Source organism: Pseudacidovorax sp. RU35E, from assembly GCF_900156165.1.
Taxonomy (GTDB): domain Bacteria; phylum Pseudomonadota; class Gammaproteobacteria; order Burkholderiales; family Burkholderiaceae_C; genus Xenophilus.
In genome coordinates, this window is sequence record NZ_FTMY01000011.1 from 136,189 (window position 1) to 158,619 (window position 22,431).

The following is a 22,431-nucleotide window of genomic DNA, read 5'->3' on the forward strand; positions in this document are numbered from 1 at the left end:
ATTGATCCCGCCATGGCTTCCGTGATCTGCGGCTCGCTCGCATTCGACACCATCATGACCTTCGAGGGCCGCTTTGCCGAGCAGATCCTGCCCGACCAGCTGCATATCCTCAATGTGTCCTTCCTCGTGCCCGGCCTGCGCCGGGACTTCGGCGGCTGCGCCGGCAACATCGCCTACAGCCTCAACGCGCTGGGCGGTCGCGCCCTGCCCATGGCGGCCGTGGGCAGCGACGGGGCCGACTACGTGCAGCGCCTGAAGGAACTGGGCGTGGGCACCGAATTCATCCTGCAGCTGGACGACAGCTACACCGCGCAGGCCATGATCATGACCGACCGCGACAACAACCAGATCACGGCCTTCCACCCGGGCGCGATGCAGCAGGCGCACCTCAACCGCATCGAGGCACGCGAGGACATCCGCCTGGGCATCATCGCGCCCGACGGCCGCGAGGCGATGCTGCAGCACGCAGCGCAATTCAAGGCTGCGGGCATTCCCTTCGTCTTCGACCCGGGCCAGGGTCTGCCCATGTTCGATGGCAAGGACCTGGCGCACTTCATCGATCAGGCCGACTGGGTGGTGGTCAATGACTACGAGGGTCGCATGCTCAGCGAGCGCACGGGCTTGAGCACGGCCGAGATCTCGCGCCGCGTGCGCGGCGTGGTGGTCACCTTGGGGGCCGAGGGCTGCGACGTGTGGATCGGTGGCGGGGCGACGCGCGTGGCGCCCGTGACGCCCGAGGCCGTGGTCGATCCCACCGGCTGCGGCGATGCCTGGCGCGGCGGACTGCTCTATGGCCTGGAACAGGGCTGGGACCTGGGGCGCTGCGCCGAGCTGGGCAACCGCCTGGGCGCGCTCAAGATCGCACAGCGCGGCCCGCAGAACTACCAGGTCGACCGCGCCGCGCTGGGCCTCTGAGCGCGCCCGCGACGCGGCAATAAAAAACCCGGCGCCTTGCGGTCGCCGGGTTCTGGCTTCGAAGGCCGCTCACGCGGCGCTTCGTTCAGCCTCAGGGCTTGCTGGCCGTGGGGAAGGGCCAGGCGGCCTGCGGGCTCAGCGTCGTCTGTGCTGCGGGGGCTGCAGCGGCAGGCGCGGGCGCAGCCGCAGGGGCAGGCGCTTTCGCAGGGGCAGGCTTCTTGGCGGCCGCTTTCTTGGCAGCGGCCTTCTTGGCGGGGGCCTTGGGGGCCGAAGCCGTCTTGGCAGCCGTCGTCTTCTTGGCGGCGGCCTTCTTGGCCGGCGCGGCCTTCTTGGCGGCGACCTTCTTCGCGGGCGCTGCCTTCTTGGCCGCAACCTTCTTCGCCGGTGCGGCGGCCTTCTTGGCGGGCGCAGCCTTCTTCGCGGCGACCTTCTTGGCCGGTGCTGCCTTCTTGGCCGCAACCTTCTTCGCCGGCGCCGCCTTCTTGGCGGGTGCTGCCTTCTTCGCAGCGACCTTCTTGGCGGGTGCTGCCTTCTTGGCGGCAACCTTCTTCGCCGGTGCGGCGGCCTTCTTGGCCGGAGCCGCCTTCTTCGCCGCGACCTTCTTGGCCGGGGCGGCCTTCTTTGCAGCGACCTTCTTGGCCGGAGCCTTCTTTGCAGTTGCCATTTCTTTCTCCTTGATCAAGTTGGAAATCAACCTTCGAATTGCACCGGCCGCCTGTGTGCCTGCGGCCAGCGATCCGTGACGTCGGGGCACACCCCGCCACCACGAATGGGAAAGCCCCGAACGCCGCACTCTGGGGTGCGTTTGGCGTTCGAGGCGGGTCTCAGATCCATTCGTCCTTCAGGGAAGAGAACTGCTCAATCCCATGAGAGCGCGCCACCCGACTGGTATTCGATCACGCGGGTCTCGAAGAAATTGCGCTCTTTCTTCAGGTCGATCATTTCGCTCATCCAGGGGAACGGGTTTTCTTCGTTCGGGAAGAGCGCTTCCAGGCCGATCTGCGTCGCACGCCGATTGGCGATGTAGCGCAGGTAGCCCTTGAACATGGAGGCATTCATGCCGAGCACGCCGCGCGGCATGGTGTCTTCGGCATAGCGGTATTCGAGCTCGACAGCCTTCTGGAACAGGGCCTTGATCTCGGCCTTGAACTCGGGCGTCCACAGATGCGGGTTCTCGAGCTTGAGCTGGTTGATCAGATCGATGCCGAAGTTGCAGTGCATCGACTCGTCGCGCAGGATGTACTGGTACTGCTCGGCGGCACCCGTCATCTTGTTCTGGCGGCCGAGCGCGAGGATCTGCGTGAAGCCGACGTAGAAGAACAGGCCTTCCATCAGGCACGCGAAAACGATCAGCGACTTGAGCAGCGTCTGGTCGTTCTCAGGCGTGCCGGTCTTGAAGTCCGGGTCCATGATCGCGCCGATGAACGGGATCAGGAACTCGTCCTTGTCGCGGATCGACTGGACTTCGTTGTAGGCGTTGAAGATCTCGGACTCATCCAGGCCCAGCGATTCGACGATGTACTGATAGGCGTGGGTATGAATCGCTTCCTCGAAGGCCTGGCGCAGCAGGAACTGGCGGCATTCGGGCGCGGTGATGTGCCGGTAGGTGCCCAGCACGATGTTGTTGGCGGCGAGCGAATCGGCCGTCACGAAGAAGCCGAGGTTGCGCTTGACGATGCGACGCTCGTCCTCGGTCAGACCGTTCGGGTCCTTCCAGAGGGCGATGTCGCGGTTCATGTTGACCTCCTGCGGCATCCAGTGATTGGCGCAGGTGGCGAGGTACTTTTCCCAGGCCCACTTGTACTTGAAGGGCACCAGCTGGTTGACGTCGGTCTGGCCGTTGATGATGCGCTTGTCGGCGGCATTCACGCGGCGAGCCGCAGCGGTTGCCGTAGCAGCTGGTTGCGCCGCCGCGGGCGCGCTGAAGCTGTGCGTGGCCAGCGCGGGCTGTGCAAAGGAAGCGGGAGAAGATGGGGATGCCATCGACCGGCCTGCGGCCATGTCCGATGCATTCGACAGTGCGCCCGAATTGGAGGGCTTGACTTCGTCGTCCCAGGTCAACATAGAAAAATCCAATGCTCAATTATCAGAGCAACGACACGCGCTTGAAAAGTTCTTCGGCTGTGTCGTCGCTCAATTTTGTTGTGCTCGGGCATCGGGTCTGTCGTCCGATGTCCCGAGATGAAGGCATGCATTACTGCTTTGCACAGGAATACATCCTCAACGCGCGATGCGCGTGGCGATCACTGGCAGGCTTCGCAGCCCGGATCGTCGATGGCGCAGAACTTGATGTCGGTGGCGGGCACCGCATTCATCTGCGCCTGTGCCGCGGCAGCTGCGGCTTCGAGCGCGCTGGGTGCGCTCGCAGCAGCGGCGGGCTGCATGGCCATGGAGGAGCTGCCACCGGAAGACACGGCATTGAGGCGGCTCGATTGCACGGTCGACTTCTCGGCGTGCGTGGCGCTGATGGTGCGCAGGTAGTAGGTGGTCTTGAGGCCGCGCGTCCAGGCCAGCGTGTAGGTGTCGTGCAGCTTCTTGCCCGAGGCGCCGGCCATGTAGATGTTCAGGCTCTGCGCCTGGTCGATCCACTTCTGGCGACGCGCGGCGGCTTCGACCAGCCACTGCGGCTCGACCTCGAAGGCCGTGGCGTACAGCGCCTTTACGTCCTGCGGCACGCGGTCGATGGGGCGCAGCGAGCCGTCGAAGTGCTTGAGATCCATGACCATCACGTCGTCCCACAGGCCCAGGCGCTTGAGGTCACGCACCAGGTAGTGGTTGATGACGGTGAACTCGCCCGACAGGTTGGACTTGACCGACAGGTTGCCGAAGCAAGGCTCGATCGAGGCGTCCACGCCGATGATGTTGGAGATGGTCGCCGTCGGTGCGATGGCCACGCAGTTGGAGTTGCGCATGCCGTCCTTGGCGATCTTGGCGCGCAGCGCGTCCCAGTCCAGGGTGCGCGAGCGGTCCACCTCGACATAGCCGCCGCGGGCCTTCTCCAGCAGGTCGAGCGAGTCGATCGGCAGGATGCCCTTGTCCCACAGCGAGCCCTTGAAGCTGTTGTAGCGGCCACGCTCGGCGGCCAGTTCGGTGGAAGCCCAGTAGGCGTAGTAGCAGATGGCTTCCATCGACTTGTCGGCGAAGTCGACGGCCTGCTCGCTGGCATAGGGAATGCGCAGCTCGTACAGCGCGTCCTGGAAGCCCATCAGGCCCAGGCCCACCGGGCGGTGGCGCATGTTCGAGTCGCGGGCCTTCTTGACGGCGTAGTAGTTGATGTCGATGACGTTGTCGAGCATGCGCATGGCGACCGAGATGGTCTTCTTGAGCTTCTCGTGGTCGACGCCACCGTCCTTCAAGTGCTGCAGCAGGTTGACCGAGCCCAGGTTGCAGACGGCCGTCTCGGTGTCGCTGGTGTTGAGCGTGATCTCGGTGCAGAGGTTGGACGAGTGCACCACGCCGGCATGCTGCTGCGGCGAGCGCACGTTGCAGGCGTCCTTGAAGGTGATCCAGGGATGGCCGGTCTCGAACAGCATCGAGAGCATCTTGCGCCACAGGTCGGTGGCGGGCACCGTCTTGGCGGGCTTGATCTCGCCGCGGCCGGCCTTCTCTTCGTAGGCGACGTAGGCGCGCTCGAAGTCGGCGCCGAACAGGTCGTGCAGGTCGGGCACGGAAGAAGGCGAGAACAGCGTCCAGTTGCCCTTCTCCATCACGCGGCGCATGAACAGGTCGGGGATCCAGTTGGCCGTGTTCATGTCGTGGGTGCGGCGGCGGTCGTCACCCGTGTTCTTGCGCAGCTCCAGGAATTCTTCGATGTCCAGGTGCCAGGTTTCCAGGTAGGTGCAGACGGCGCCCTTGCGCTTGCCGCCCTGGTTGACGGCCACGGCCGTGTCGTTGACCACCTTGAGGAAGGGCACGACGCCCTGCGATTCGCCGTTGGTGCCCTTGATGTGCGAGCCCAGGGCGCGCACGCGGGTCCAGTCGTTGCCCAGGCCGCCCGCGAACTTGGACAGCAGCGCGTTCTCCTTGATCGACTCGTAGATGCCGTCCAGGTCGTCGGGCACGGTGGTCAGGTAGCAGGAGGACAGCTGCGAGCGCAGCGTGCCGCTGTTGAACAGCGTGGGCGTGGATGACATGAAGTCGAACGAGGACAGCACCTCGTAGAACTCGATGGCGCGGGCTTCGCGATCGATCTCGCCCAGCGCCAGGCCCATGGCCACGCGCATGAAGAAGGCCTGCGGCAGCTCGATGCGCGTCTTGCGCACGTGCAGGAAGTAGCGGTCGTACAGGGTCTGCAGGCCCAGGTAATCGAACTTCAGGTCGCGGTCGGCCTTGAGGGCGGCGCCCAGCCGGGCCAGGTCGTACTGCAGCAGCTTTTCGTCGAGCAGTTCGTTCTCGACGCCCTTCTTGATGAACTGCGGGAAGTAGTCGGCGTAGGCGGCGCCCATCTCGGCCTGGGTGATCTCGCGACCCAGCACCTCCTTGACGATGGTGTGCAGCAGCAGGCGCGCGGTGGCGTAGGTGTAGTCGGGGTCCTTCTCGATCAGCGTGCGGGCCGCCAGGATCGAGGCCTTGTAGACCTCGTCGAGCGGCACGCCGTCGTACAGGTTGCGCATGGTCTCGGCCACGATGGGCTCGGCCTTCACGCCATCGCCCAGGCCCACGCAGGCCGACTGCAGCAACGACTGCAGGCCGGCCATGTCCAGCGGAACGCGCTCGCCGCGGTCCAGCACATGCAGCTGCGGCGCGGCAGCCGCAGCCGTCTGCTCGACCTGCTTGGAGCGCTCCTGCGCCCGGCGCTCGCGGTAGAGCACGTAGGCGCGGGCAACCTCCTGGTAGCCGCCGCGCATCAGGCCCAGCTCGACCTGGTCCTGCACGTCCTCGATGTGGAAGGTGCCGCCACCCGGGCGCGAGCGCACCAGCGCACGCACCACGGCCTGCGTCAGGCCTTCGACGGTCTCGCGCACGCTGGCCGAGGCCGCGCCCTGGGTCCCGTGCACCGCCAGGAAGGCCTTCATCATCGCCACGGTGATCTTCTCGGGTGCGAAGGGCACCACGGCGCCGTTGCGGCGGATGATCTGGTAGTGGGCGAGTGCGGGGGCCGTCGTGCCCGCCACGTCCCGGCCGGCGGGCATCATCGGCAGGGACTGGGCGGAGGTGGCAGGGGAGTTCAGGGCAGTCTGCATGCGGTTCCTCTTGAGGGGATTGGTGTTCGTCGATCAGGGCGCGCGAGGGGGCATGGGCCCAGGCCGCGCGCCGATGGAGGGGCACTATATCTGGTGTCCGAGGGGGCGCCAACGCACTACCTGTAGTGTTTGGTCGGTGTGCCAGGTCTCGCTTGACTTCCGGTGAAACCCGATGCTCTGGCGCCGGAGCCAAGCGGGAGTGGGCGGGCGCGCGGCCGAGGCCGCAACGATGGGCCTTGGCAGGCCATTTGGCGCGCAAACCCGCATGGTTATTGGCTCGGCAGGGGCACACGACGCAAGGCGCCGTCCAGGGATCACGCCATCGCCTCCGAGCCGGCGATTGAAAAATTTAGTGCCGCGGCGGTAACGCGATGTCCACACCCGCCAGGCATGCGGCCAACCGTTGCCAGTCGAAGCCCGGACCTGGGTCGCGCTTGCGGCCGGGTGCAATGTCCTCATGGCCCGCAACATGGGCAAGCGGATAGCGGGTCGACAGGGCCCGCGCGAGCATCGCCAGGGTGCGGTACTGGGCCTCCTCGAAGCGGTCGCCCTCCAGGCCCTCCAGCTCGACGCCGACCGAGTCGTCGTTGCAGTTGTCCCGCCCGCGCCAGTACGAGACGCCCGCATGCCAGGCCCGGTCGTCCGCGCTGACGAACTGCCAGAGTTCGCCGTCGCGGCGGATGTAGAAATGCGCCGAGACCTCCAGGCCCCGGATCTGCGCGAAGTAGGGGTGCGCGTTCCAGTCGAGCCGGTTGGTGAAGAGCCGCTGCACCTCGTCGCCGCCGTAGCGCCCCGGCGGCAGGCTGATGGAGTGCACCACCAGCAGGTCGATGCAGGCGCCCGTGGGCCGAGGGCCGAAGTTGGGCGAATCCAGCCGCCGCGCCGCCCGCAGCCAGCCGCTGTCCCAGTCGCTGGCGCCGGCGCTGTCGGTGGGCTCAGTCATCGTCGCCGTTCGGGACTGCGATGCCCAGGCGGGCGATGCGGTAGCGGATCTGGCGCAGACTCAGGCCCAGGCGCGCAGCGGCGGCGGTGCGGTTGTAGTTGGCCTCGCGCAGCGCCCGTTCGACGATGCCGCGCTCCTGGTCGTCCAGGTACTGCTGCAGATCGGCTGGCACGGGTGGCTCGCCCGCACTTGCCGACGAACCGGCGGATATCGTCGTCGGCACGGGCACGACCGTCACGTCGCCCGGCGCCGGCATGGCAAAGAGCGGCATGGCGAGGTCCTGCAGGCCGTCGGCGTCCGCGGCTTCGACATCGAGCTGCAAGGTGTCGCCTTCGCTCAGGGCGACGGCGCGGTGCAGCAGGTTCTCCAGTTCACGCACATTGCCGCGCAGCGGATGCGATTCGAGCTTGAGCAGCACCTGCATCGTCATCCTGGGCACCGGCTGGCCGCTTTCCTCGGCGATGCGCGCCAGCAGCGCGGTGCACAGGGCCGCCAGGTCTTCCCGACGCTCGCGCAACGGCGGCAGCCGCACCTCGATGACATTGAGGCGGTAGAACAGATCCTGCCGGAAACGGCCGGCCTGCACCTCGGCTTGCAGATCCTTGTGCGTGGCGCTGACGATGCGCACGTCCACCGGCTCCTCCTGCGTGCTGCCCAGCGGACGCACGCAGCGTTCCTGGATGGCGCGCAGCAGCTTGGACTGCATGGCCAGCGGCAGATCCCCGATTTCGTCGAGGAACAGCGTGCCGCCCCGGGCGGCCTGGAAGTAGCCGTCCCGGTCCTGTATGGCACCGGTGTAGGAGCCCTTGCGCGCGCCGAAGAACTCGGCCTCCAGCAATGCTTCCGGAATGGCGCTGCAGTTGACGGCCACGAAGGGACCCCCGGCGCGCTGGCTGCAGGCGTGCAGGGCGCGCGCCACCAGTTCCTTGCCGGTGCCCGATTCACCATGGACCAGCACCGGGGCCATGCCGCGCGCCACGCGCACGATGCGGGCCTTGACTGCCCGCATCGTGTCCGATTCGCCGACCAGGCGCGCCAGGGCGGCGCGGGCCGCTGGTGCGAAGCCCGCGTCGGCCGGCGCCTCCTCGGCCCGCGTCGCAGGTTCCGACTCGCGCGTCGCTGCCATTGGACGGGCTGGCGCCGCGCCCGGGCGCTCCTGCACGGCCGAGGCCACGACGCTGCGGAACTGCTTGAGGTCCACCGGCTTGGTCAGGTAGTCGAAGGCGCCGGCCTTGAGGGCCTCGACGGCGTTTTCGGCCGAGCCGTAGGCCGTCATCACCACGCAGCGTTCGCTGCGCTGGTGGCGGGCGATGCGCTGCAGCAGTTCCAGGCCCAGGCCATCGGGCAGGCGCATGTCGGTGATGACCGCGTCGAAGCGGCTGGTCTGCAGGTGCTGCCAGGCCTCCTCGACGCTGCTGGCGGCCTCGACCTGATAGCCCTCACGCAGCAATGTCAGCTCGTAGAGGGTGCGCAGGTCGGGTTCGTCGTCCACGACCAGGATCTGCGCCGGCGGCGATGCGGGAGAACTGCTCACCGAGCTATTGTGGCAAAGGGCCCGGCTGCGCTGGCGCCGGCGCGAAGCTGAGCAGGAAGGCATTGCCCGCTGGCGCGTCCGGCACCGGACGCAGGCGTTCGTAGCGGATGGTGGCGCCATGACGCTCGCACAGTTCGCGGCAGATGAACAGTCCCAGGCCGCTGGAGCGACTCTCGGACGAGAAGAAGGGCTCGAACAAATGCCGCTCGACGCCCTGATCCAGGGGCGCGCCATTGCTCCAGACGACCAGCGTGGGCCGGCCGTCGCCCGCCGCGAAGGTGAGGACACGGATGGCGTCCGCGCCCGGTCCGGCATAGCGGGCCGCGTTGTCGAGCAGGTTGACCAGGATGCGCCGCAGGTGTTCCTCGTTGAAGCGCACCGGCGCCAGGCTTTCCACCAGGCGCAGGGCCGGCAGCACCCGGCCGCTCTGGCGGCTCCATTCGTCGACCATGGCATAGACATTGGCGGCCAGCGGCAGCGCCGCGCTCTGGCCGATGTCGCCGCCCTGCTGGCGCACGCGGGCCACATCCAGCACCTCGTCGACGATGCGTCCGAGCCTGCGCGCGTTCTGCTGCACCATGGCGTTGAGCCGCTGCTGCGCCGGCTCGGCCAGGTCTTCCTCCAGCAGGGCGCTGGCCTGGGTGATGGCAGCCAGCGGATTGCGGATCTCGTGCGCCACGGCGGCGGACATGCGGCCCATGGCGGCCATCTTCTCGGTGCGGATGCGCGCCTCCAGCTGGCGCAGGTCCTGCAGGAACATCACGCAGAAGCCGCGGTCGACCGCGCCGTCCACGGCCGTGATCCGGGTGCGTACGCGCAGTTCGCGCGGGGCGGCATGGGCCTGGGCGACGGGCAGGTCGGCGCTGCCATCGATGCGTTCCTCGAAGGTGCGCTGCGCCAGGTCGGCCAGCGGCTGCCATGCCGGATGGCCCGCCAGCGAGCGCGGCAAGGCGTTCTGGTCCAGCCCGCCTCCCAGAAGCGCGTCGGCCGCCGGATTGGCGGTGTGCACACGACCGGCTTCGTCCACCACGAGCACACCCTCGGCCAGGGCCTCGATCACCAGGGCGTTGATCTGCGCCTGCAACTGCGCCGAGTCCTGGCTGCGGCTGGCGCGCGCCTCCTCCCGCGCCAGCCGCAGCGCCAGTTGATGGGCCAGGAGCGACAGCACGAAGAGGCCGGTGCCGGTCAGTGCGGCCTGCAGCAGCCGGCCCGGCCCGTCCGGGCCCGCCCCGAGCTGGAAGCGCAGCGCCTCGGCCAGCATCAGCAATGTGGCGGCCGAGGTGGTGGCCAGACCCACCACCAGTCCACCGGCCACCGCCGCCATGAGCACCGGCAGCGCCAGCAAGGGTGTGTAGTTGACCGTGGTGCCGGTCTGCAGCGCCTGGAGCAGCGCGAACACGCCGACGTCCAGGCCGATGCACAGCAGCCAGGTCATGCCCGCCCGCCTCAGCGGCAGGCGCGCCGGCGTGCGCAGCCGGTCGGCAAAGGTGAAGGCCGCATAGAACGCCGTGATCGCCAGCGTCGGCGTATGGATGGGCTGGCCCACCACGAAGGCGATGCCTTGCAGGGCCAGCAGCAGCAGCCCCACGGCAGGGCGAGCCGTCATGAAGCCGCGCCACACCCGCTGCAGCGCCTGACTGCGGTCGGTGCGGGTTTCCAGCGCGGACCAGTCCGTGTTCGACGGAAAGCCCGTGTCCGGGGTCATGCCTCCGCGGCGCTGCGGTGCAGGTCGCTGCAGTAGCTGCCGTGACGGCCAGACACGGCGTCGGAGGCCGGCAGGTGCAGGCCGCAATGGACGCAGCGCACCATCTCCTGCGGCCCCTTGACCGCCGGCCGAGCCGCGGGGCGGGGCGGCGGCGCGGCGTCCAGTTCTTCCTGGCGATTGCGCCGCCAGATCCAGATGGCCACGGCCACCACAAGGGTCACGAGCAGGAATTTCATCAGGCGACGGGCCGGTGCAGCACCACTTCGAGCACGAAGCGCGAGCCCACGTAGGCCAGCAGCAGCAGCACGGCCCCCGCGTAGAGCACGCGCTTGGCGGTGCGGCCACGCCAGCCGAAACGGCTGCGGCCGGCGAGCAGGATGGCGAAGCTCAGCCAGGCCAGCAGCGAGAACACCGTCTTGTGGTCCCACTTCCAGGCGCGCACCTGGGGCCCGTAGAGCGTCTCGCTGAACAGCATGCCCGCCAGCAGCGTGGCCGACAGCAGCACGAAGCCGGCGGTGACGAAGCGGAAGGTGAGGCGCTCCAGGGTCAGCAGCGGCAGGCCCGCATGCGGATCGGCCGCCTGCCGGATCCGCCGCTCGGCCCGGGTCATGAGCCAGGCATGCACCACGGCCGCGCCAAAAAGCCCGTAGCTGGCGATGCCCAGTGCCAGATGCAGCGGCAGCCACGGCGAGGCGTTCATGTGCAACGGCGAGCCCGGAAAGGCCGCGGCCAGCAAGGCGGCCAGCGCGCCCAGTCCGGCGAGCACGCGCCGCACCGTGAGGCCCGGAAAGAGCCGGCTCTCCACCGCATAGACCGTCATCACCAGCCAGGCCGTGATCGACAGCGCCGGTGCGAAGCCGAAGCGCGGCGTACCGTGCAGCAGGCCGGCCGCCAGCGCCGCGGCATGCATCAACCACGCGAGGGCGACGAGCGCCTGCGTGCCGCCACGGTTGAGCTTGTTGGAGAACAGGGCGGCCAGGGCGTACGCCGCAGCCGTGGCGATGCCCAGGGCCACGCTGAGTGGGGAGGGGCTCGCTAGAATCATCCGCTGAGTTTAGCCTTTGGGCCCCAGCGGACGGGGCCCGCCGGACACCCCGCCGTGCCCGTCCCGGACTCGGTCGCCGCCGCGGCGCCGTCGCTTCCTTCCCCAGCCTTCTTCCCCTCCCATCCATGGCCACCGCCCTCACCGACAAGTTCTCCCGCCTCGTCAAGCAGATGAGCGGGCAGGCGCGCATCACCGAAACCAACGTGCAGGACATGATGCGCGAGGTGCGCATGGCGCTGCTCGAGGCCGACGTGGCGCTGCCGGTGGTGCGCGACTTCGTCAACCGGGTCAAGGACAAGGCGATGGGCGAGGAGGTGATGGGCTCCCTCAAGCCCGGCCAGGCGCTGGTGGGCATCGTCAACCGCGAACTGGCGGCGACCATGGGCGAAGGCGTCTCGGACATCAACCTCAACGCCCAGCCGCCGGCCGTGGTGCTCATGGCCGGCCTTCAGGGCGCCGGCAAGACGACCACCACCGCCAAGCTGGCCAAGCACCTGATCGAGAAGCGCAAGAAGAAGGTGCTGACCGTCTCGGGAGACGTCTACCGCCCCGCGGCCATCGAGCAGCTCAAGACGGTGACCAAACAGGCGGGCGCTGAGTGGTTCCCCAGTACGCCCGACCAGAAGCCACTGGACATCGCCCGCGCAGCGCTCGACTACGCCAAGCGCCACTATTTCGACGTCCTGCTGGTCGACACCGCCGGTCGCCTGGCCATCGACGAAGTGCTGATGCAGGAGATCAAGACGTTGCACGGCGCGCTGAACCCCGTCGAGACGCTGTTCGTGGTCGACGCCATGCAGGGCCAGGACGCGGCCAACACCGCCAAGGCCTTCAAGGAGGCGCTCCCGCTGACCGGCATCATCCTGACCAAGATGGACGGCGACTCGCGCGGCGGTGCGGCGCTGTCGGTGCGGCAGATCACCGGCGTGCCCATCAAGTTCGCCGGTACCAGCGAAAAGATCGACGGGCTGGAGGTCTTCGACGCCGAGCGCCATGCCGGCCGGATCCTGGGCATGGGCGACATCGTGGCGCTGGTCGAGCAAGTCTCGGCCGGCGTCGACCTGGAGGCGGCCAAGAAGCTCGCGACCAAGGTCAAGAGCGGCCACTTCGACCTGGAAGACTTCCTCGCCCAGTTGCAGCAGATGAAGCAGATGGGTGGCCTGTCGAGCTTCATGGACAAGCTGCCGACCCAGCTGGCTGCCAAGGCCAGCGAGGCCGACCTGACGCGAGCCGAGCGCGACATCCGCCGCAAGGAAGGGATCATCCACAGCATGACGCCCACCGAGCGCCGCAAGCCCGAGCTCATCAAGGCCAGCCGCAAGAAGCGCATCGCCACGGGCGCGGGCGTGCAGGTTCAGGAGGTCAACCGCCTGCTCAACGAGTTCGAGCAGATGCAGGGCATGATGAAGAAGATGAAGGGCGGCGGCCTCATGAAGATGATGAAGCGCTTGGGCGGCATGAAGGGCATGCCCGGGATGCCGGGAATGGGCGGCCCTGGCGGGCCCAAGCTGCCGTTCTGATCCGCGCGGGGCTGGGTGCGGCCCCCGGGGCAGGCGCCGCTCAGAGGTGCAGCGGCAGCCACCAGCGGTCTGCACGCGGCACGAACATCCGCTGCGGATCGTGCGACATCACCACCCGCACCGCCTGACCGGTGATGCGCTGCTCGTCGATGAAGCCGATGAAGCGCGAGTCGTTGCTGTTGTCGCGGTTGTCACCCATCACCATCACATGGCCGGCGGGCACCACCACGGGCGCAAAGTCGCGCGAACGGTTGAATGCCGGCAATCGGGCGACGGCAATGTCCAGGCCTTGTCGGTGCTCGCGCCAGAGCTGCTCGGCCATCGGTCCGCGCTCGGTCGGGATCCAGGCCTCGGGGTTCGTCATCGTCCGGGTCACGGTGTGGCCGTTGACGACCAGCACGTTGTCCCGCATCGCCACCGTGTCGCCCGCTGTCGCCACGACGCGCTTGATCAGGTTGGTGCCATCCACCGGGGAGTCGAAGGTGATGACGTCGCCCACCTGGGGATGTTCCCAACGCACCACCTCGTGAAGGGTGAAGGGGACGCGCAGGCGGTACGCCAGCTTGTTCACGGCGACCCGATCGCCGGCCCACAGCGTGGGATTCATCGACGACGAAGGCACGTAGTTCCAGTCCGCGACCGCGGAGCGGAACACCAGCATCATGCCCAGAAAAAGAAGCAGACCCCGCTGGCCGTGCCACAGAGTGCGGATGGATTGGCGCCACATGTCTTCTCGACTCCCGAACTGAGGAAATGCCGGCTTGGAGAGGAAAGCGCCTGGGCCGGTTCCAGCGACTGCTCCGCGATGCGACAGGGCGCTGGCGCAAGGGCCGGGAGTCGCCCATAAAAAAACGCCCGCGAATTTCGCGGGCGTTTTGCTTTGACGAGGCGCCGGACTCAAGCTGCCTTCAGGGCCAGCCGGTCCGCATGGGCCCACGCGCGGCGCAGCACGGCGGGCGACCGGGACTCCTCGGGGATCAGCAGGTAGTGGCGCTCGCGCATCACGCCGCCGACATCGATGCGGCTGGTCAGCACGGCCATCGGGATGGCGAGCAGCAGCGGCAGGCCGACGGGCATGAGCCAGACCAGCGCGCTGGCATCGATCAGGGCCACACCGCAGGCCAGCACCGCCACCAGACCGCTCATCGGGGCCAGGCGGTTGAAGGCCTCGCTCCACGGCACAGACGCTGCTTCCCGCGGGGGCGACTTCCATTCCAGCTTGAGGCCGGTCAGGGCGACGATGACGAACAGCGAGTGGGCGAGCATGCGAACCGGCGCCTGGACGATGGCCATGATGCTTTCCAGCACGGCGCTCTTGAACAGGCTGGCAGCGCCGCCGAAGTTCTTCTGTTCACCGCGCATGAACACGGCGGCCACACCCAGGATGCGGGGCAGGAACAGCAGGCACAGCGTCCAGATCCACAGGCCCGCCAGTTCCATCGGCAGCACGGCCCAGTCCTGCACCAGGCGAGAGCCGGTCAGCCACAGGGCGGTGCCCAGGGTCATGAAGGCCAGCCACATCGGGGCGGACACATAGGCCATGGTGCCGGTGACGAACATGGCGCGGTGCACGGGGTGGATGCCGGGCTCGGCCATCAGGCGGGCGTTCTGCAGGTTGCCCTGGCACCAGCGGCGGTCACGCTGTAGTTCGGCCAGCAGGTCCGGCGGTTGCTGCTCGTAGCTGCCGACCAGGTCGGACACCAGCCAGACGTGATAGCCAGCGCGGCGCATCAGGGCCGCCTCGACGAAGTCGTGGCTCATGATGCCGCCGGACATGCCGCCCGTGCCCTTGATCGGGGCCAGGGCGCAGTGCTCCATGAACGGCGCGACGCGGATGATGGCGTTGTGGCCCCAGTAGTGCGATTCGCCCAGCTGCCAGAACTGCATGCCCAGGGTGAACAGGCGGCCGGTCACGCGGCTGGCGAACTGTTGGGCGCGGGCATGCAGCGTCACATGGCCGATGGCCTGAGTGGCGGTCTGGATGATGCCGGCGGTGGGATTGGCTTCCATCAGCTTGACCATGCTGGTCAGGCAGTCGCCGCTCATCACGGAGTCGGCGTCGAGCACGACCATGTAGCGGTAGTCCTTGCCCCAGCGGCGGCAGAAGTCGGCCACATTGCCAGCCTTGCGGTGCGTGCGGCGGGTGCGCAGGCGGTAATACACCTCGACCTGCGGCTTGTTGGGGCTGTCGGCGAAGGACTGGGCCAGGGCGGCGCGCAGTTCTTCCCAGGCAGCACGTTCGGCCTTGGCGATCTCGGGGTTGTAGCTGTCGGACAGCACGAATACGTCGAACTGCTTGGCATGGCCGGTGTTGGCGACCGATTCGCAGGTGGCACGCAGGCCGGCAAACACCGTGGCCACGTCCTCGTTGCAGATCGGCATGATGATGGCGGTGCGGGCCTCCGGGTTCATCGGATGATCCACCACCTGCTTGGCCGACAGGGCGTACTTGTCGCCACGCACGGACACATAGAAGCCCATCAGCGCAGTCACGAAACCAGTCACCACCCAGCCGGACAGCAGACCGTAGAGGGCAATCTGGCCGTACTCGAGCAGTGCGCTGTCGTAATCGGGCTGAACCTGGGCGAACAGGATGGAGGCCAGCACGGTGCTGAACACGGCCAACATCGTGAAGGTCATGCGACGGCGCTTGGCCGCGCGCTCCCAGGGTTGGACGGGGCCTGCCGGCTGGGCGGCTGCAGCGGCGTGGCCGGCGCCCATCTTGAGCAGCAGGGCGGTGCCCACACTGTTCCAGAACCCGCGCCAGGGGCGGGGCGTCATGGAGCCACGATTGACCGGGGGCGCCGTGACGGCGTTGGGGTGCCGTTCCTCGCGGGTCGCAGGGCGGCGCGGCTGGAACTGCTCGGGCGTCAGGACCTTCAGGTGCGAAAACTCGTTCGGTTTCATGGCGAGGCCTTACCAGTGCTGGAAATTCGAAATCGGGGTCTCACCGATGGCGGGGAGGCGCTTGAAGACGCAGTCCGCGCTGGCGCTGGCGGACAAGGCCGGCGCATAGGCCTGGCTCCGTGCCGAGCGGGCGCGCGCCGTCTGCGCGGTCTTGCGACGCAGGGCATCACGCTGCGGGCGCAGGATGACAGGAGGGGTGGTGAGGTGAGTCATGCAGGCTATGGGGCAATCCCCATGCCAACACGACTTTGTTCTTTCAAATCAACAGTTTGAAAGAGTTTTCTCGATGGATTTTTTGGGATTTCCAGCTTTGCCTGCTGAAAACCCTCCTATTTGTCGCCGCTGCCCGACAACTCAGCGGGTCCCCGCCAAGGAATCCAATAAAATCAAAGACTTAGCCCTGTCGCTCGTCGGCGACAGGCTCCGAGGCACCCGCGACACCCTCGTTTTTGAAGTGGCCAGGCGTGAGTTCGTGCTTCTGCAAAAGGCGGTAGAACTCGGTGCGGTTGCGGTCGGCCAGGCGTGCGGCATCCGCGACGTTGCCGTCGGTCAGCTTGAGCAGACCCACCAGGTAGTCCCGCTCGAAACGCTGCTTGGCTTCGGCATAGGTCTGAACCTCGACGGTCGGCACGCGCAGTGCCCGTTGCACCAGGGCCAGCGGGATCAGCGGTGAGCTCGACAGCGCACACACCTGTTCCACCACGTTGTAGAGCTGGCGGATGTTGCCGGGCCACGGGGCGGTGGTCAGGGCCTTGAGCGCCTCGGGCGCGAAACCCGACAGCCGCTTGCCATACTTGCCGGCGAGCTTCTGCAGGAAGTGGTTGGCCAGTAGCGGGATGTCCTCCCGCCGCGCCGACAGCGGCGGCAGTGTGAGTGTGACCACATTCAGGCGGTAGTACAGGTCCTCGCGGAACTGCGCTGCCGCCATGGCGGCTTCGAGGTCGCGGTGCGTGGCCGAGATGATGCGCACGTCCACCGCGATGGCCTGGGTGGCGCCCACGGGGCGCACCGCGCGCTCCTGCAGCACGCGCAGCAGCTTGACCTGCAGGGCGGGCGGCATGTCGCCGATTTCGTCCAGCATCAACGTGCCGCCGTCGGCCTGCTGGAACAGGCCCTTGTGGTTGGCATGGGCGTCGGTGAAGGCGCCCTTGACATGGCCGAACAGCTCGGACTCCAGCAGCGCCTCGGGAATCGCCCCGCAGTTGACGGCCACGAAGGGCTTGCGCGCGCGGTCGCTGGCCTTGTGGATGGCGCGGGCCAGCACCTCCTTGCCGGTGCCGGAGTCGCCACGCAGCAACACGCTGGCGTCAGACTTGGCGACCATCCGTGCTTCGGCCAGCACCTCGGCCATGCGGCTGGAGCGGCTGACGATCTCGGCGCGCCAGCTCTCGTCGCCGCCGGCGGCCGGCGTCGCGGCGGGCGCGCCCAGGGCCATGGCCTGCCCGATCTTGTCGAGCAGTTCGCGGGCGTCGTAGGGCTTGGTGAGGTAGGTGAAGACGCCGCGGGACGTCGCCTCCACCGCATCGGGGATGGTGCCGTGGGCGGTGAGGAGGATGACCGGCAGCGTCGGATGGCGCTTGCGGATCTCGTCGAACAGCTGCAGCCCGTCGCGTCCGGGCAGGCGAACGTCGCTGAGCACCAGGCGCGGGTGCTCGATCTCCAGTTGCGTCAGCGCCGATTCGGCGGAGGTGACCGCCGTGACCTGATAGCCCGCCGCTGCCAGGCGCAACGACAGCAGCCGCAGCATGTCGGCATCGTCATCCACCACCAGGATGCGGGCACCGGGGGCGGCGGCTTTGGGGGTGTCGCTCATGGCTGGGCCTGGGTTGGGTGGGAGGATGCGGGGAAGTGCGCTTTCAGGGGGACTGCCGGGCCGCGCCGCTCGGCCGGCCGAAGCTGCGTTCGATGGCGCGCAATGCCTCGATGCGGTCGTTGAGATGGTCGATGCGGCGTTGGGCTTCCTTGAGCTGCTGCACCTGGCGGTCGCGGTCGTCCTCGACGCGGCGCTGCTCGAGGTAGCGGGACGCCAGCACCCGGGCCAGCGGCTGCAGCGGCTGGGCCTCGGCCTGCGTGCTGCCGGCAACGCGCTGCATCAACGCCGTGGCGCGTGCCAGGTCGGCGGAATTGCGGGTCTGGGCCAGCGCCAGCGCCAACTGCATTTGCAGTGGCGCCGAATCGCCAGGATCACCGATGCGGGCGATCTCCGCGGCGGCCTCGCCGGACTGCAGGCTGCGGGCGCGGTCGGCGTAGGCGAGCATGCGCGACAGCGCCTCGCTGGCGGCGTTGCCGTAACCGTTGGCCGTGCCGGCCGGCTGCATCTGCGTCGCGGGCGCGATCGGCTGCACTTCGACGGGCTGGACGGCGGGGCGGGTGGCGGGCGCGGGCGGAGTGGCCACGGGGGCGGGCGCCGGAGCAGGCGCGCGCGGCGCGGGCGCAGGGGTGGCGCAGCCCGCCAGCACCCCGGCCGCGGCCAGGGCCACGGCAAGGATGGGGCTGCGGACGGACAAGGTCGTCATGGGCGTGGGGTCGGGAGAGGTCAGCCGCGCGGCAGATCGATGCGGAATCGTGCGCCGGGGCCGGTGGGCAGCAGCGCAATGCGGCCACCATGGGCTGCAATGTACTCCTGCACGATGGACAGACCGATGCCTGTGCCTTTGACCGTGTGCTCCGGCTGGCGTTCGCCGCGGAAGAAGGGCTCGAACACGCGGTCGCGGTCGTCGGGCGCGATGCCGGGGCCGGCGTCGCTGATTTCGATGGTCGCGGTGTCGCCGGTGCTGGAGATGGCCAGCGCGATCGTGCCGCCGCGGGCCGAGAAGCGGATGGCGTTGGACAGCAGGTTGGCCACCGCCGTGCCCAGCTTGGCCGGATCGGCCATCACCGTGACGGGCTCGCCCTCCACACGCACCGTGAGGCCGTGCGACTGCCACTGCAGGCGCTGCGCCTCGATCTGCTCCTGCACCAGCCTGACCAGGTTGCAGCGCTCGCGTTTGAGCTGGCGGGCCTCGAAGGCGGCGGCGTTGAAGCGCAGCAGCGCCTCGATCTGGCTTTGGAGCGACACGGCGTTCTGTTGCAGGATCTGCGCCACCTCGCGCTGGGCCGGATTGAGCTCACCGGTCACGCCGTCCTCCAGCAGCGACACGCCTTCACGCAGCGCCGCCAGCGGCGTCTTGAGCTCGTGCGACACATGGCGCAGGAAGCGCGCCTTGTCGGCATCGAGCTCCATCAGCCGCAGACGCAGCCAGTCGAGCTGCTGCGACACACGCCGGACGTCGGCGGGGCCCAGGATGTCGATGGGCTCGTCCAGCCGGTTCTCGCCCAGTCGCACGATGGCGCGCTCCAGCCGTTTGAAAGGCCGTGCGAGCCAGATGCCGAAGGCCAACGCGAGCGCCGCCGCCAGTCCGCTGGCCGCCACCACCTGCAGGGTCAGCCGGCGGCGCGCGGCCTCCAGCCTGTCGGCCAGGGCGTTGTTCTGGGTCTCGATCAGCATCTGTGCCTGCTGGGCGAGCTGGGTGTTGAGCGCGTCCAATTCGCGGAACTGCAGCGCCATCGATCCTTCACGGGCGAGCGCCGTTTCCGGGGCGCCGTTCATCAGCCCTTCGATGGTCGCCATCTGGGCGCGCCACAGTTCGGCCGACTGTGGCAGCAGGCCGTTGTCGACCAGGCGCTGCACCACGTTCTGGGCATCCTTCTGCGCGTCGCCGAAGCGTCGGCGCAGCACGGCGTCGTTGAGCACCAGCGACTGGCGGCCCGAGCGCTCCATCGCGGCGCTGCGCTCGGCCAGCGACTGGGCGGCGCCCGAGAGCAGCAGCGCCCGGCGCGCCGCCTCGCGGCTTTGCGTGATGAGCTGGTCGTACTGGAAGACGGCGCGCAGCGCGACGCCCACCACCAGTGCCGTGACCACCAGGAAGGCGGCCAGCAGCAACTGCTGGAAGGAGCCGCGGGCGCGTGGCCGGCCGGCCGACATCAGGCAGCCTGCACGGCACGCATGGCGCCGGCTCCGCCATGCTCGTGCGTCGCCACCTCTCCGCGCAGGGTGTGCGAGAGAGCCTGGGTGATCTTCACGTCCACCATCTGGCCCACGAGGCGGGCGGGCGCCTCGAAGTTGACGACGCGGAAGCAGTCGGTGCGCCCCATCAGCTCGGCCGGGTTCTTCTTGGAGGGGCCTTCCACCAGCAGCCGCTGCGTGGTGCCGACCAGCGCATCGGACAGCCGGCGCACGTTGTCCTCGATGGTCTTCTGCAGGTGCTGCAGGCGCGCGAGCTTGACCTCGTGCGGCGTGTCGTCGTGCAGCGCGGCGGCAGGCGTGCCGGGCCGCGGACTGAAGATGAAGCTGAAGCTGGCGTCGAAGCCCACGTCCTCGATCAGCTTCATCATCTTCGCGAAGTCGTCCTCGGTCTCGCCCGGGAAGCCGACGATGAAGTCGCTGGACAGCGCAAGCTGCGGCCGGATGGCGCGCAGCTTGCGGATCGTGCTCTTGTATTCCATGGCGGTGTAGCCGCGCTTCATGGCCATCAGGATGCGGTCGCTGCCGTGCTGCACCGGCAGGTGCAGGTGGCTCACCAGCTGCGGCACCTTGGCATAGGTCTCGATCAGCCGCGGCGTGAACTCGTTCGGGTGGCTCGTGGTGTAGCGGATGCGCTCGATGCCCGGGATCTCGGCGATGTACTCGATGAGGGTGGCGAAGTCGGCGATCTCGGCGGTGTCGCCCATCCTGCCGCGATAGGCATTGACGTTCTGGCCCAGCAGCGTGACTTCGCGCACGCCCTGGTCGGCCAGGCCGGCCACCTCGACCAGCACGTCGTCGAGCGGGCGGTTGACCTCTTCGCCGCGGGTGTAGGGCACCACGCAGTAGCTGCAGTACTTGGAGCAGCCTTCCATGATCGACACGTAGGCCGTGGCGCCCTCGACGCGCGCGGGCGGCAGGTGGTCGAACTTCTCGATCTCGGGGAAGGAGATGTCCACCTGCGGCCGGCGCTCGGCCTCGCGACGGGCCAGCAGCTCGGGCAGGCGGTGCAGCGTCTGCGGCCCGAATACCACGTCCACGTAGGGCGCGCGGGCGATGATGGCCTCGCCCTCCTGACTGGCGACGCAGCCGCCGACGCCGATCTTCACGCCCTTGGCCTTGAGGTGCTGCACGCGGCCAAGATCGGAGAACACCTTCTCCTGCGCCTTCTCGCGCACCGAGCAGGTGTTGAAGAGGATGAGGTCGGCCTCGTCCACGTTCTGGGTGGGCTCGTAGCCCTGGGCGGCGGCGAGGACGTCGGCCATCTTGTCCGAGTCGTACTCGTTCATCTGGCAGCCGAAGGTCTTGATGAAGACTTTGCGGGACATGGCGGGGCTTTCTGTGCAAGGCGGCCGGCCGGCATGACCGGCGGCGGGAGGCTGAAGAGAAGATGCGATGGCGAGCCGTGGCGGTGGCGGTCGTCCGTGCCTTGGAGGCGCGGCGGCCGCGGTCCGTCAGCCGCCTTCGTTGTCGGCGCGGCTGACGAAGGGCCAGATGTTGAGCAGCGGCTTGCCGGTGGCCGAGGCTCGCTCGGTGGAGGCTTCCTCGGGCGTGAGGACCCAGATCTGCTGCACCTGCCCGGCGGCATCACGCAGGTAGTTCACCGCCAGGTCCTGGCCGAGCAGCGTGCTGCCGGTCACCACCATGTTCTGGGCATTGCGGATGCGCGTGCCGGGCGCCAGCACTTCCGGCCGGCCATCGAGGTCGGCCCGGGGGAAGTCGAGCATGCGCAGCCGGCCACGCAGGGTGCCGGCCGGAAAGTTGCGACCGCTGACGGTCGCTTCGTTCTGGGTCTGGGCCTGCGCGGGCCGGGCGACGAGGAGAACCGTGGCGCCGAGGCACAGCAGGGCGGCGGCGGCGAAAAGGGACAAGGGGAGTCGTGGGCTGCAGCGGTTCATGGGGTTCATCCAGAGGCTGGCGAGCGCGGATTCTAGGCGGCGGGGTCTGTCCGAGCGGGGCGCTCGGGCCGTTGTTGCAAACTTCTTGGGGGCGGCCTGCGCCGCCGTCGCTCAGGTGCTGGTCTCGTCCCGCGCCAGGTCGCGGTTCAGGTGGCCGGTGTCGGCCCAGCCGACGAGCGAGAAGCCCTCGGGCGTCCACAGCAGGCGGTTGATGGCGGCATTGCGCAGCTCCCAGGTGCGTGGCGCCTGCAGGTCCTGGCCGGTGGCGGCCCGGTACAGCACGTCCATCACGCCGCCGTGGGCCACGAGCACGATCAGCTCGCCCGGGTGGCGCGCGGCCAGTTCCGCGGCCACGGCCACGATGCGGTCGCGGAAGACCAGCAGGTTCTCGCCGCCCTCGGGTGCGAAGTCGGGCACGCGCTTGCGCCACTTGAGCGCCTGTTCGGGCAGTTCGGCCTCGATCTCGGCGAAGGTGCGGCCTTCGAAGATGCCGAAGCCGCGCTCGCGCAGCCGGGGTTCGGCGACGAGGGCGGGCGCGTCGGGATGCGCTTGGGCGATGGCGCTGGCCGTCTGCCAGGCGCGGGCCAGGTCGCTGGCGTAGATGGCGGCGACAGGCTCCTCGGCCAGGGCGCGGCCCGCCTGCTGCGCCTGCCACTGGCCTTCGTCGTTGAGCGGGATGTCGAGCTGGCCCTGGATGCGGGTGTCGACGTTCCAGAGCGTCTCGCCGTGGCGCACGGCGATCAGGCGGGTGATGTCCATCGGGCGAGTGTCACCGAGA

The 22,431-nt window shown here is 68.4% G+C and carries 19 protein-coding genes; 2 read left to right on the top strand and 17 right to left on the bottom strand.

Annotated features, from left to right (window positions below; all coding sequences use genetic code 11):
• The first annotated feature begins 12 nt into the window (after positions 1–12).
• A complete protein-coding gene (locus BXA03_RS19690; RefSeq protein WP_076510893.1) occupies positions 13–915 on the top strand; it encodes a carbohydrate kinase family protein in 903 nt (300 codons plus the stop codon).
• 91 nt (positions 916–1,006) lie between these two features.
• Here the strand turns inward: BXA03_RS19690 and BXA03_RS19695 are convergent, their stop codons facing one another.
• From BXA03_RS19695 to BXA03_RS19730, 8 genes are all read right to left on the bottom strand, one after another.
• On the bottom strand, positions 1,007–1,579 hold the full coding sequence (locus BXA03_RS19695) for a histone H1-like repetitive region-containing protein (protein WP_076510894.1): 573 nt from the start codon (positions 1,577–1,579) through the stop codon (positions 1,007–1,009).
• A 194-nt stretch (positions 1,580–1,773) separates the two neighbouring features.
• Positions 1,774–2,979 (bottom strand): ribonucleotide-diphosphate reductase subunit beta, encoded by a 1,206-nt coding sequence (locus BXA03_RS19700; RefSeq protein ID WP_076510895.1) that lies wholly within the window; start codon positions 2,977–2,979, stop codon positions 1,774–1,776.
• Between the two features lie 179 nt (positions 2,980–3,158).
• Complete coding sequence (locus BXA03_RS19705; protein WP_076510896.1) at positions 3,159–6,098, bottom strand: ribonucleoside-diphosphate reductase subunit alpha; 2,940 nt, start codon at positions 6,096–6,098, stop codon at positions 3,159–3,161.
• A 349-nt stretch (positions 6,099–6,447) separates the two neighbouring features.
• Positions 6,448–7,041: a 1,6-anhydro-N-acetylmuramyl-L-alanine amidase AmpD gene (gene ampD, locus BXA03_RS19710; protein ID WP_076510897.1), complete on the bottom strand. Its 594-nt coding sequence runs from the start codon at positions 7,039–7,041 to the stop codon at positions 6,448–6,450.
• Positions 7,034–8,575 carry a sigma-54-dependent transcriptional regulator gene (locus BXA03_RS19715; protein ID WP_076510898.1) on the bottom strand — a complete coding sequence of 514 codons (1,542 nt, stop codon included), beginning with the start codon at positions 8,573–8,575 and terminating at the stop codon, positions 7,034–7,036. The genes ampD and BXA03_RS19715 overlap by 8 nt, the downstream gene beginning before the upstream one ends.
• Before the next feature lie 4 nt (positions 8,576–8,579).
• Positions 8,580–10,280 (bottom strand): sensor histidine kinase, encoded by a 1,701-nt coding sequence (locus BXA03_RS19720; RefSeq protein ID WP_076510899.1) that lies wholly within the window; start codon positions 10,278–10,280, stop codon positions 8,580–8,582.
• Entirely contained in the window at positions 10,277–10,516 is a 240-nt protein-coding gene (locus BXA03_RS19725) for a PP0621 family protein (RefSeq protein WP_076510900.1), read from the bottom strand. The genes BXA03_RS19720 and BXA03_RS19725 overlap by 4 nt, the downstream gene beginning before the upstream one ends.
• Positions 10,516–11,325 (bottom strand): cytochrome C assembly family protein, encoded by an 810-nt coding sequence (locus BXA03_RS19730; RefSeq protein WP_076510901.1) that lies wholly within the window; start codon positions 11,323–11,325, stop codon positions 10,516–10,518. Before BXA03_RS19730 ends, BXA03_RS19725 begins: the two co-directional genes overlap by 1 nt.
• A 125-nt stretch (positions 11,326–11,450) precedes the next feature.
• Here BXA03_RS19730 and ffh point away from each other — a divergent pair, with 125 nt between their 5' ends.
• Positions 11,451–12,845, top strand: a complete 1,395-nt coding sequence (ffh, locus tag BXA03_RS19735; protein ID WP_076510902.1) for a signal recognition particle protein — start codon at positions 11,451–11,453, stop codon at positions 12,843–12,845.
• A gap of 40 nt (positions 12,846–12,885) precedes the next feature.
• Here the strand turns inward: ffh and lepB are convergent, their stop codons facing one another.
• The 9 genes from lepB to BXA03_RS19780 all read right to left on the bottom strand — a co-directional run bounded on the left by lepB (position 12,886) and on the right by BXA03_RS19780 (position 22,412).
• A complete protein-coding gene (gene lepB, locus BXA03_RS19740) occupies positions 12,886–13,572 on the bottom strand; it encodes a signal peptidase I (protein WP_076510903.1) in 687 nt (228 codons plus the stop codon).
• A 170-nt stretch (positions 13,573–13,742) separates the two neighbouring features.
• Entirely contained in the window at positions 13,743–15,752 is a 2,010-nt protein-coding gene (mdoH, locus tag BXA03_RS19745; protein ID WP_083716190.1) for a glucans biosynthesis glucosyltransferase MdoH, read from the bottom strand.
• 9 nt (positions 15,753–15,761) lie between these two features.
• Positions 15,762–15,965: a hypothetical protein gene (locus BXA03_RS19750; protein WP_076510904.1), complete on the bottom strand. Its 204-nt coding sequence runs from the start codon at positions 15,963–15,965 to the stop codon at positions 15,762–15,764.
• Positions 15,966–16,146: 181 nt separating this feature from the next.
• On the bottom strand, positions 16,147–17,565 hold the full coding sequence (locus tag BXA03_RS19755; RefSeq protein WP_076510905.1) for a sigma 54-interacting transcriptional regulator: 1,419 nt from the start codon (positions 17,563–17,565) through the stop codon (positions 16,147–16,149).
• 43 nt (positions 17,566–17,608) lie between these two features.
• Positions 17,609–18,268, bottom strand: coding sequence for a hypothetical protein (locus BXA03_RS19760; RefSeq protein WP_076510906.1), 660 nt, complete (start codon positions 18,266–18,268; stop codon positions 17,609–17,611).
• A 20-nt stretch (positions 18,269–18,288) separates the two neighbouring features.
• On the bottom strand, positions 18,289–19,716 hold the full coding sequence (locus BXA03_RS19765; protein ID WP_076510907.1) for a sensor histidine kinase: 1,428 nt from the start codon (positions 19,714–19,716) through the stop codon (positions 18,289–18,291).
• A complete protein-coding gene (gene miaB, locus BXA03_RS19770) occupies positions 19,716–21,083 on the bottom strand; it encodes a tRNA (N6-isopentenyl adenosine(37)-C2)-methylthiotransferase MiaB (protein WP_076510908.1) in 1,368 nt (455 codons plus the stop codon). Before miaB ends, BXA03_RS19765 begins: the two co-directional genes overlap by 1 nt.
• Positions 21,084–21,209: 126 nt before the next feature.
• Positions 21,210–21,653: a hypothetical protein gene (locus BXA03_RS19775; protein WP_076510909.1), complete on the bottom strand. Its 444-nt coding sequence runs from the start codon at positions 21,651–21,653 to the stop codon at positions 21,210–21,212.
• 111 nt (positions 21,654–21,764) lie between these two features.
• The gene (locus tag BXA03_RS19780) at positions 21,765–22,412 is read right to left on the bottom strand and encodes a histidine phosphatase family protein (RefSeq protein ID WP_076510910.1); all 648 of its coding nucleotides are present in this window, start codon (positions 22,410–22,412) and stop codon (positions 21,765–21,767) included.
• Positions 22,413–22,431: the final 19 nt, after the last annotated feature.

Coding starts and splice junctions, on each gene's coding strand:
- BXA03_RS19760 (WP_076510906.1), bottom strand. CDS start 18,268: ATGACGACCTTGTCCGTCCGCAGCCCCATCCTTGCCGTGGCCCTGGCC.
- BXA03_RS19730 (WP_076510901.1), bottom strand. CDS start 11,325: ATGATTCTAGCGAGCCCCTCCCCACTCAGCGTGGCCCTGGGCATCGCC.
- BXA03_RS19765 (WP_076510907.1), bottom strand. CDS start 19,716: ATGTCGGCCGGCCGGCCACGCGCCCGCGGCTCCTTCCAGCAGTTGCTG.
- miaB (WP_076510908.1), bottom strand. CDS start 21,083: ATGTCCCGCAAAGTCTTCATCAAGACCTTCGGCTGCCAGATGAACGAG.
- lepB (WP_076510903.1), bottom strand. CDS start 13,572: ATGTGGCGCCAATCCATCCGCACTCTGTGGCACGGCCAGCGGGGTCTG.
- ampD (WP_076510897.1), bottom strand. CDS start 7,041: ATGACTGAGCCCACCGACAGCGCCGGCGCCAGCGACTGGGACAGCGGC.
- BXA03_RS19695 (WP_076510894.1), bottom strand. CDS start 1,579: ATGGCAACTGCAAAGAAGGCTCCGGCCAAGAAGGTCGCTGCAAAGAAG.
- BXA03_RS19700 (WP_076510895.1), bottom strand. CDS start 2,979: ATGTTGACCTGGGACGACGAAGTCAAGCCCTCCAATTCGGGCGCACTG.
- BXA03_RS19775 (WP_076510909.1), bottom strand. CDS start 21,653: ATGAACCGCTGCAGCCCACGACTCCCCTTGTCCCTTTTCGCCGCCGCC.
- BXA03_RS19705 (WP_076510896.1), bottom strand. CDS start 6,098: ATGCAGACTGCCCTGAACTCCCCTGCCACCTCCGCCCAGTCCCTGCCG.
- BXA03_RS19755 (WP_076510905.1), bottom strand. CDS start 17,565: ATGAGCGACACCCCCAAAGCCGCCGCCCCCGGTGCCCGCATCCTGGTG.
- BXA03_RS19780 (WP_076510910.1), bottom strand. CDS start 22,412: ATGGACATCACCCGCCTGATCGCCGTGCGCCACGGCGAGACGCTCTGG.
- BXA03_RS19690 (WP_076510893.1), top strand. CDS start 13: ATGGCTTCCGTGATCTGCGGCTCGCTCGCATTCGACACCATCATGACC.
- mdoH (WP_083716190.1), bottom strand. CDS start 15,752: ATGAAACCGAACGAGTTTTCGCACCTGAAGGTCCTGACGCCCGAGCAG.
- BXA03_RS19750 (WP_076510904.1), bottom strand. CDS start 15,965: ATGACTCACCTCACCACCCCTCCTGTCATCCTGCGCCCGCAGCGTGAT.
- BXA03_RS19725 (WP_076510900.1), bottom strand. CDS start 10,516: ATGAAATTCCTGCTCGTGACCCTTGTGGTGGCCGTGGCCATCTGGATC.
- ffh (WP_076510902.1), top strand. CDS start 11,451: ATGGCCACCGCCCTCACCGACAAGTTCTCCCGCCTCGTCAAGCAGATG.
- BXA03_RS19720 (WP_076510899.1), bottom strand. CDS start 10,280: ATGACCCCGGACACGGGCTTTCCGTCGAACACGGACTGGTCCGCGCTG.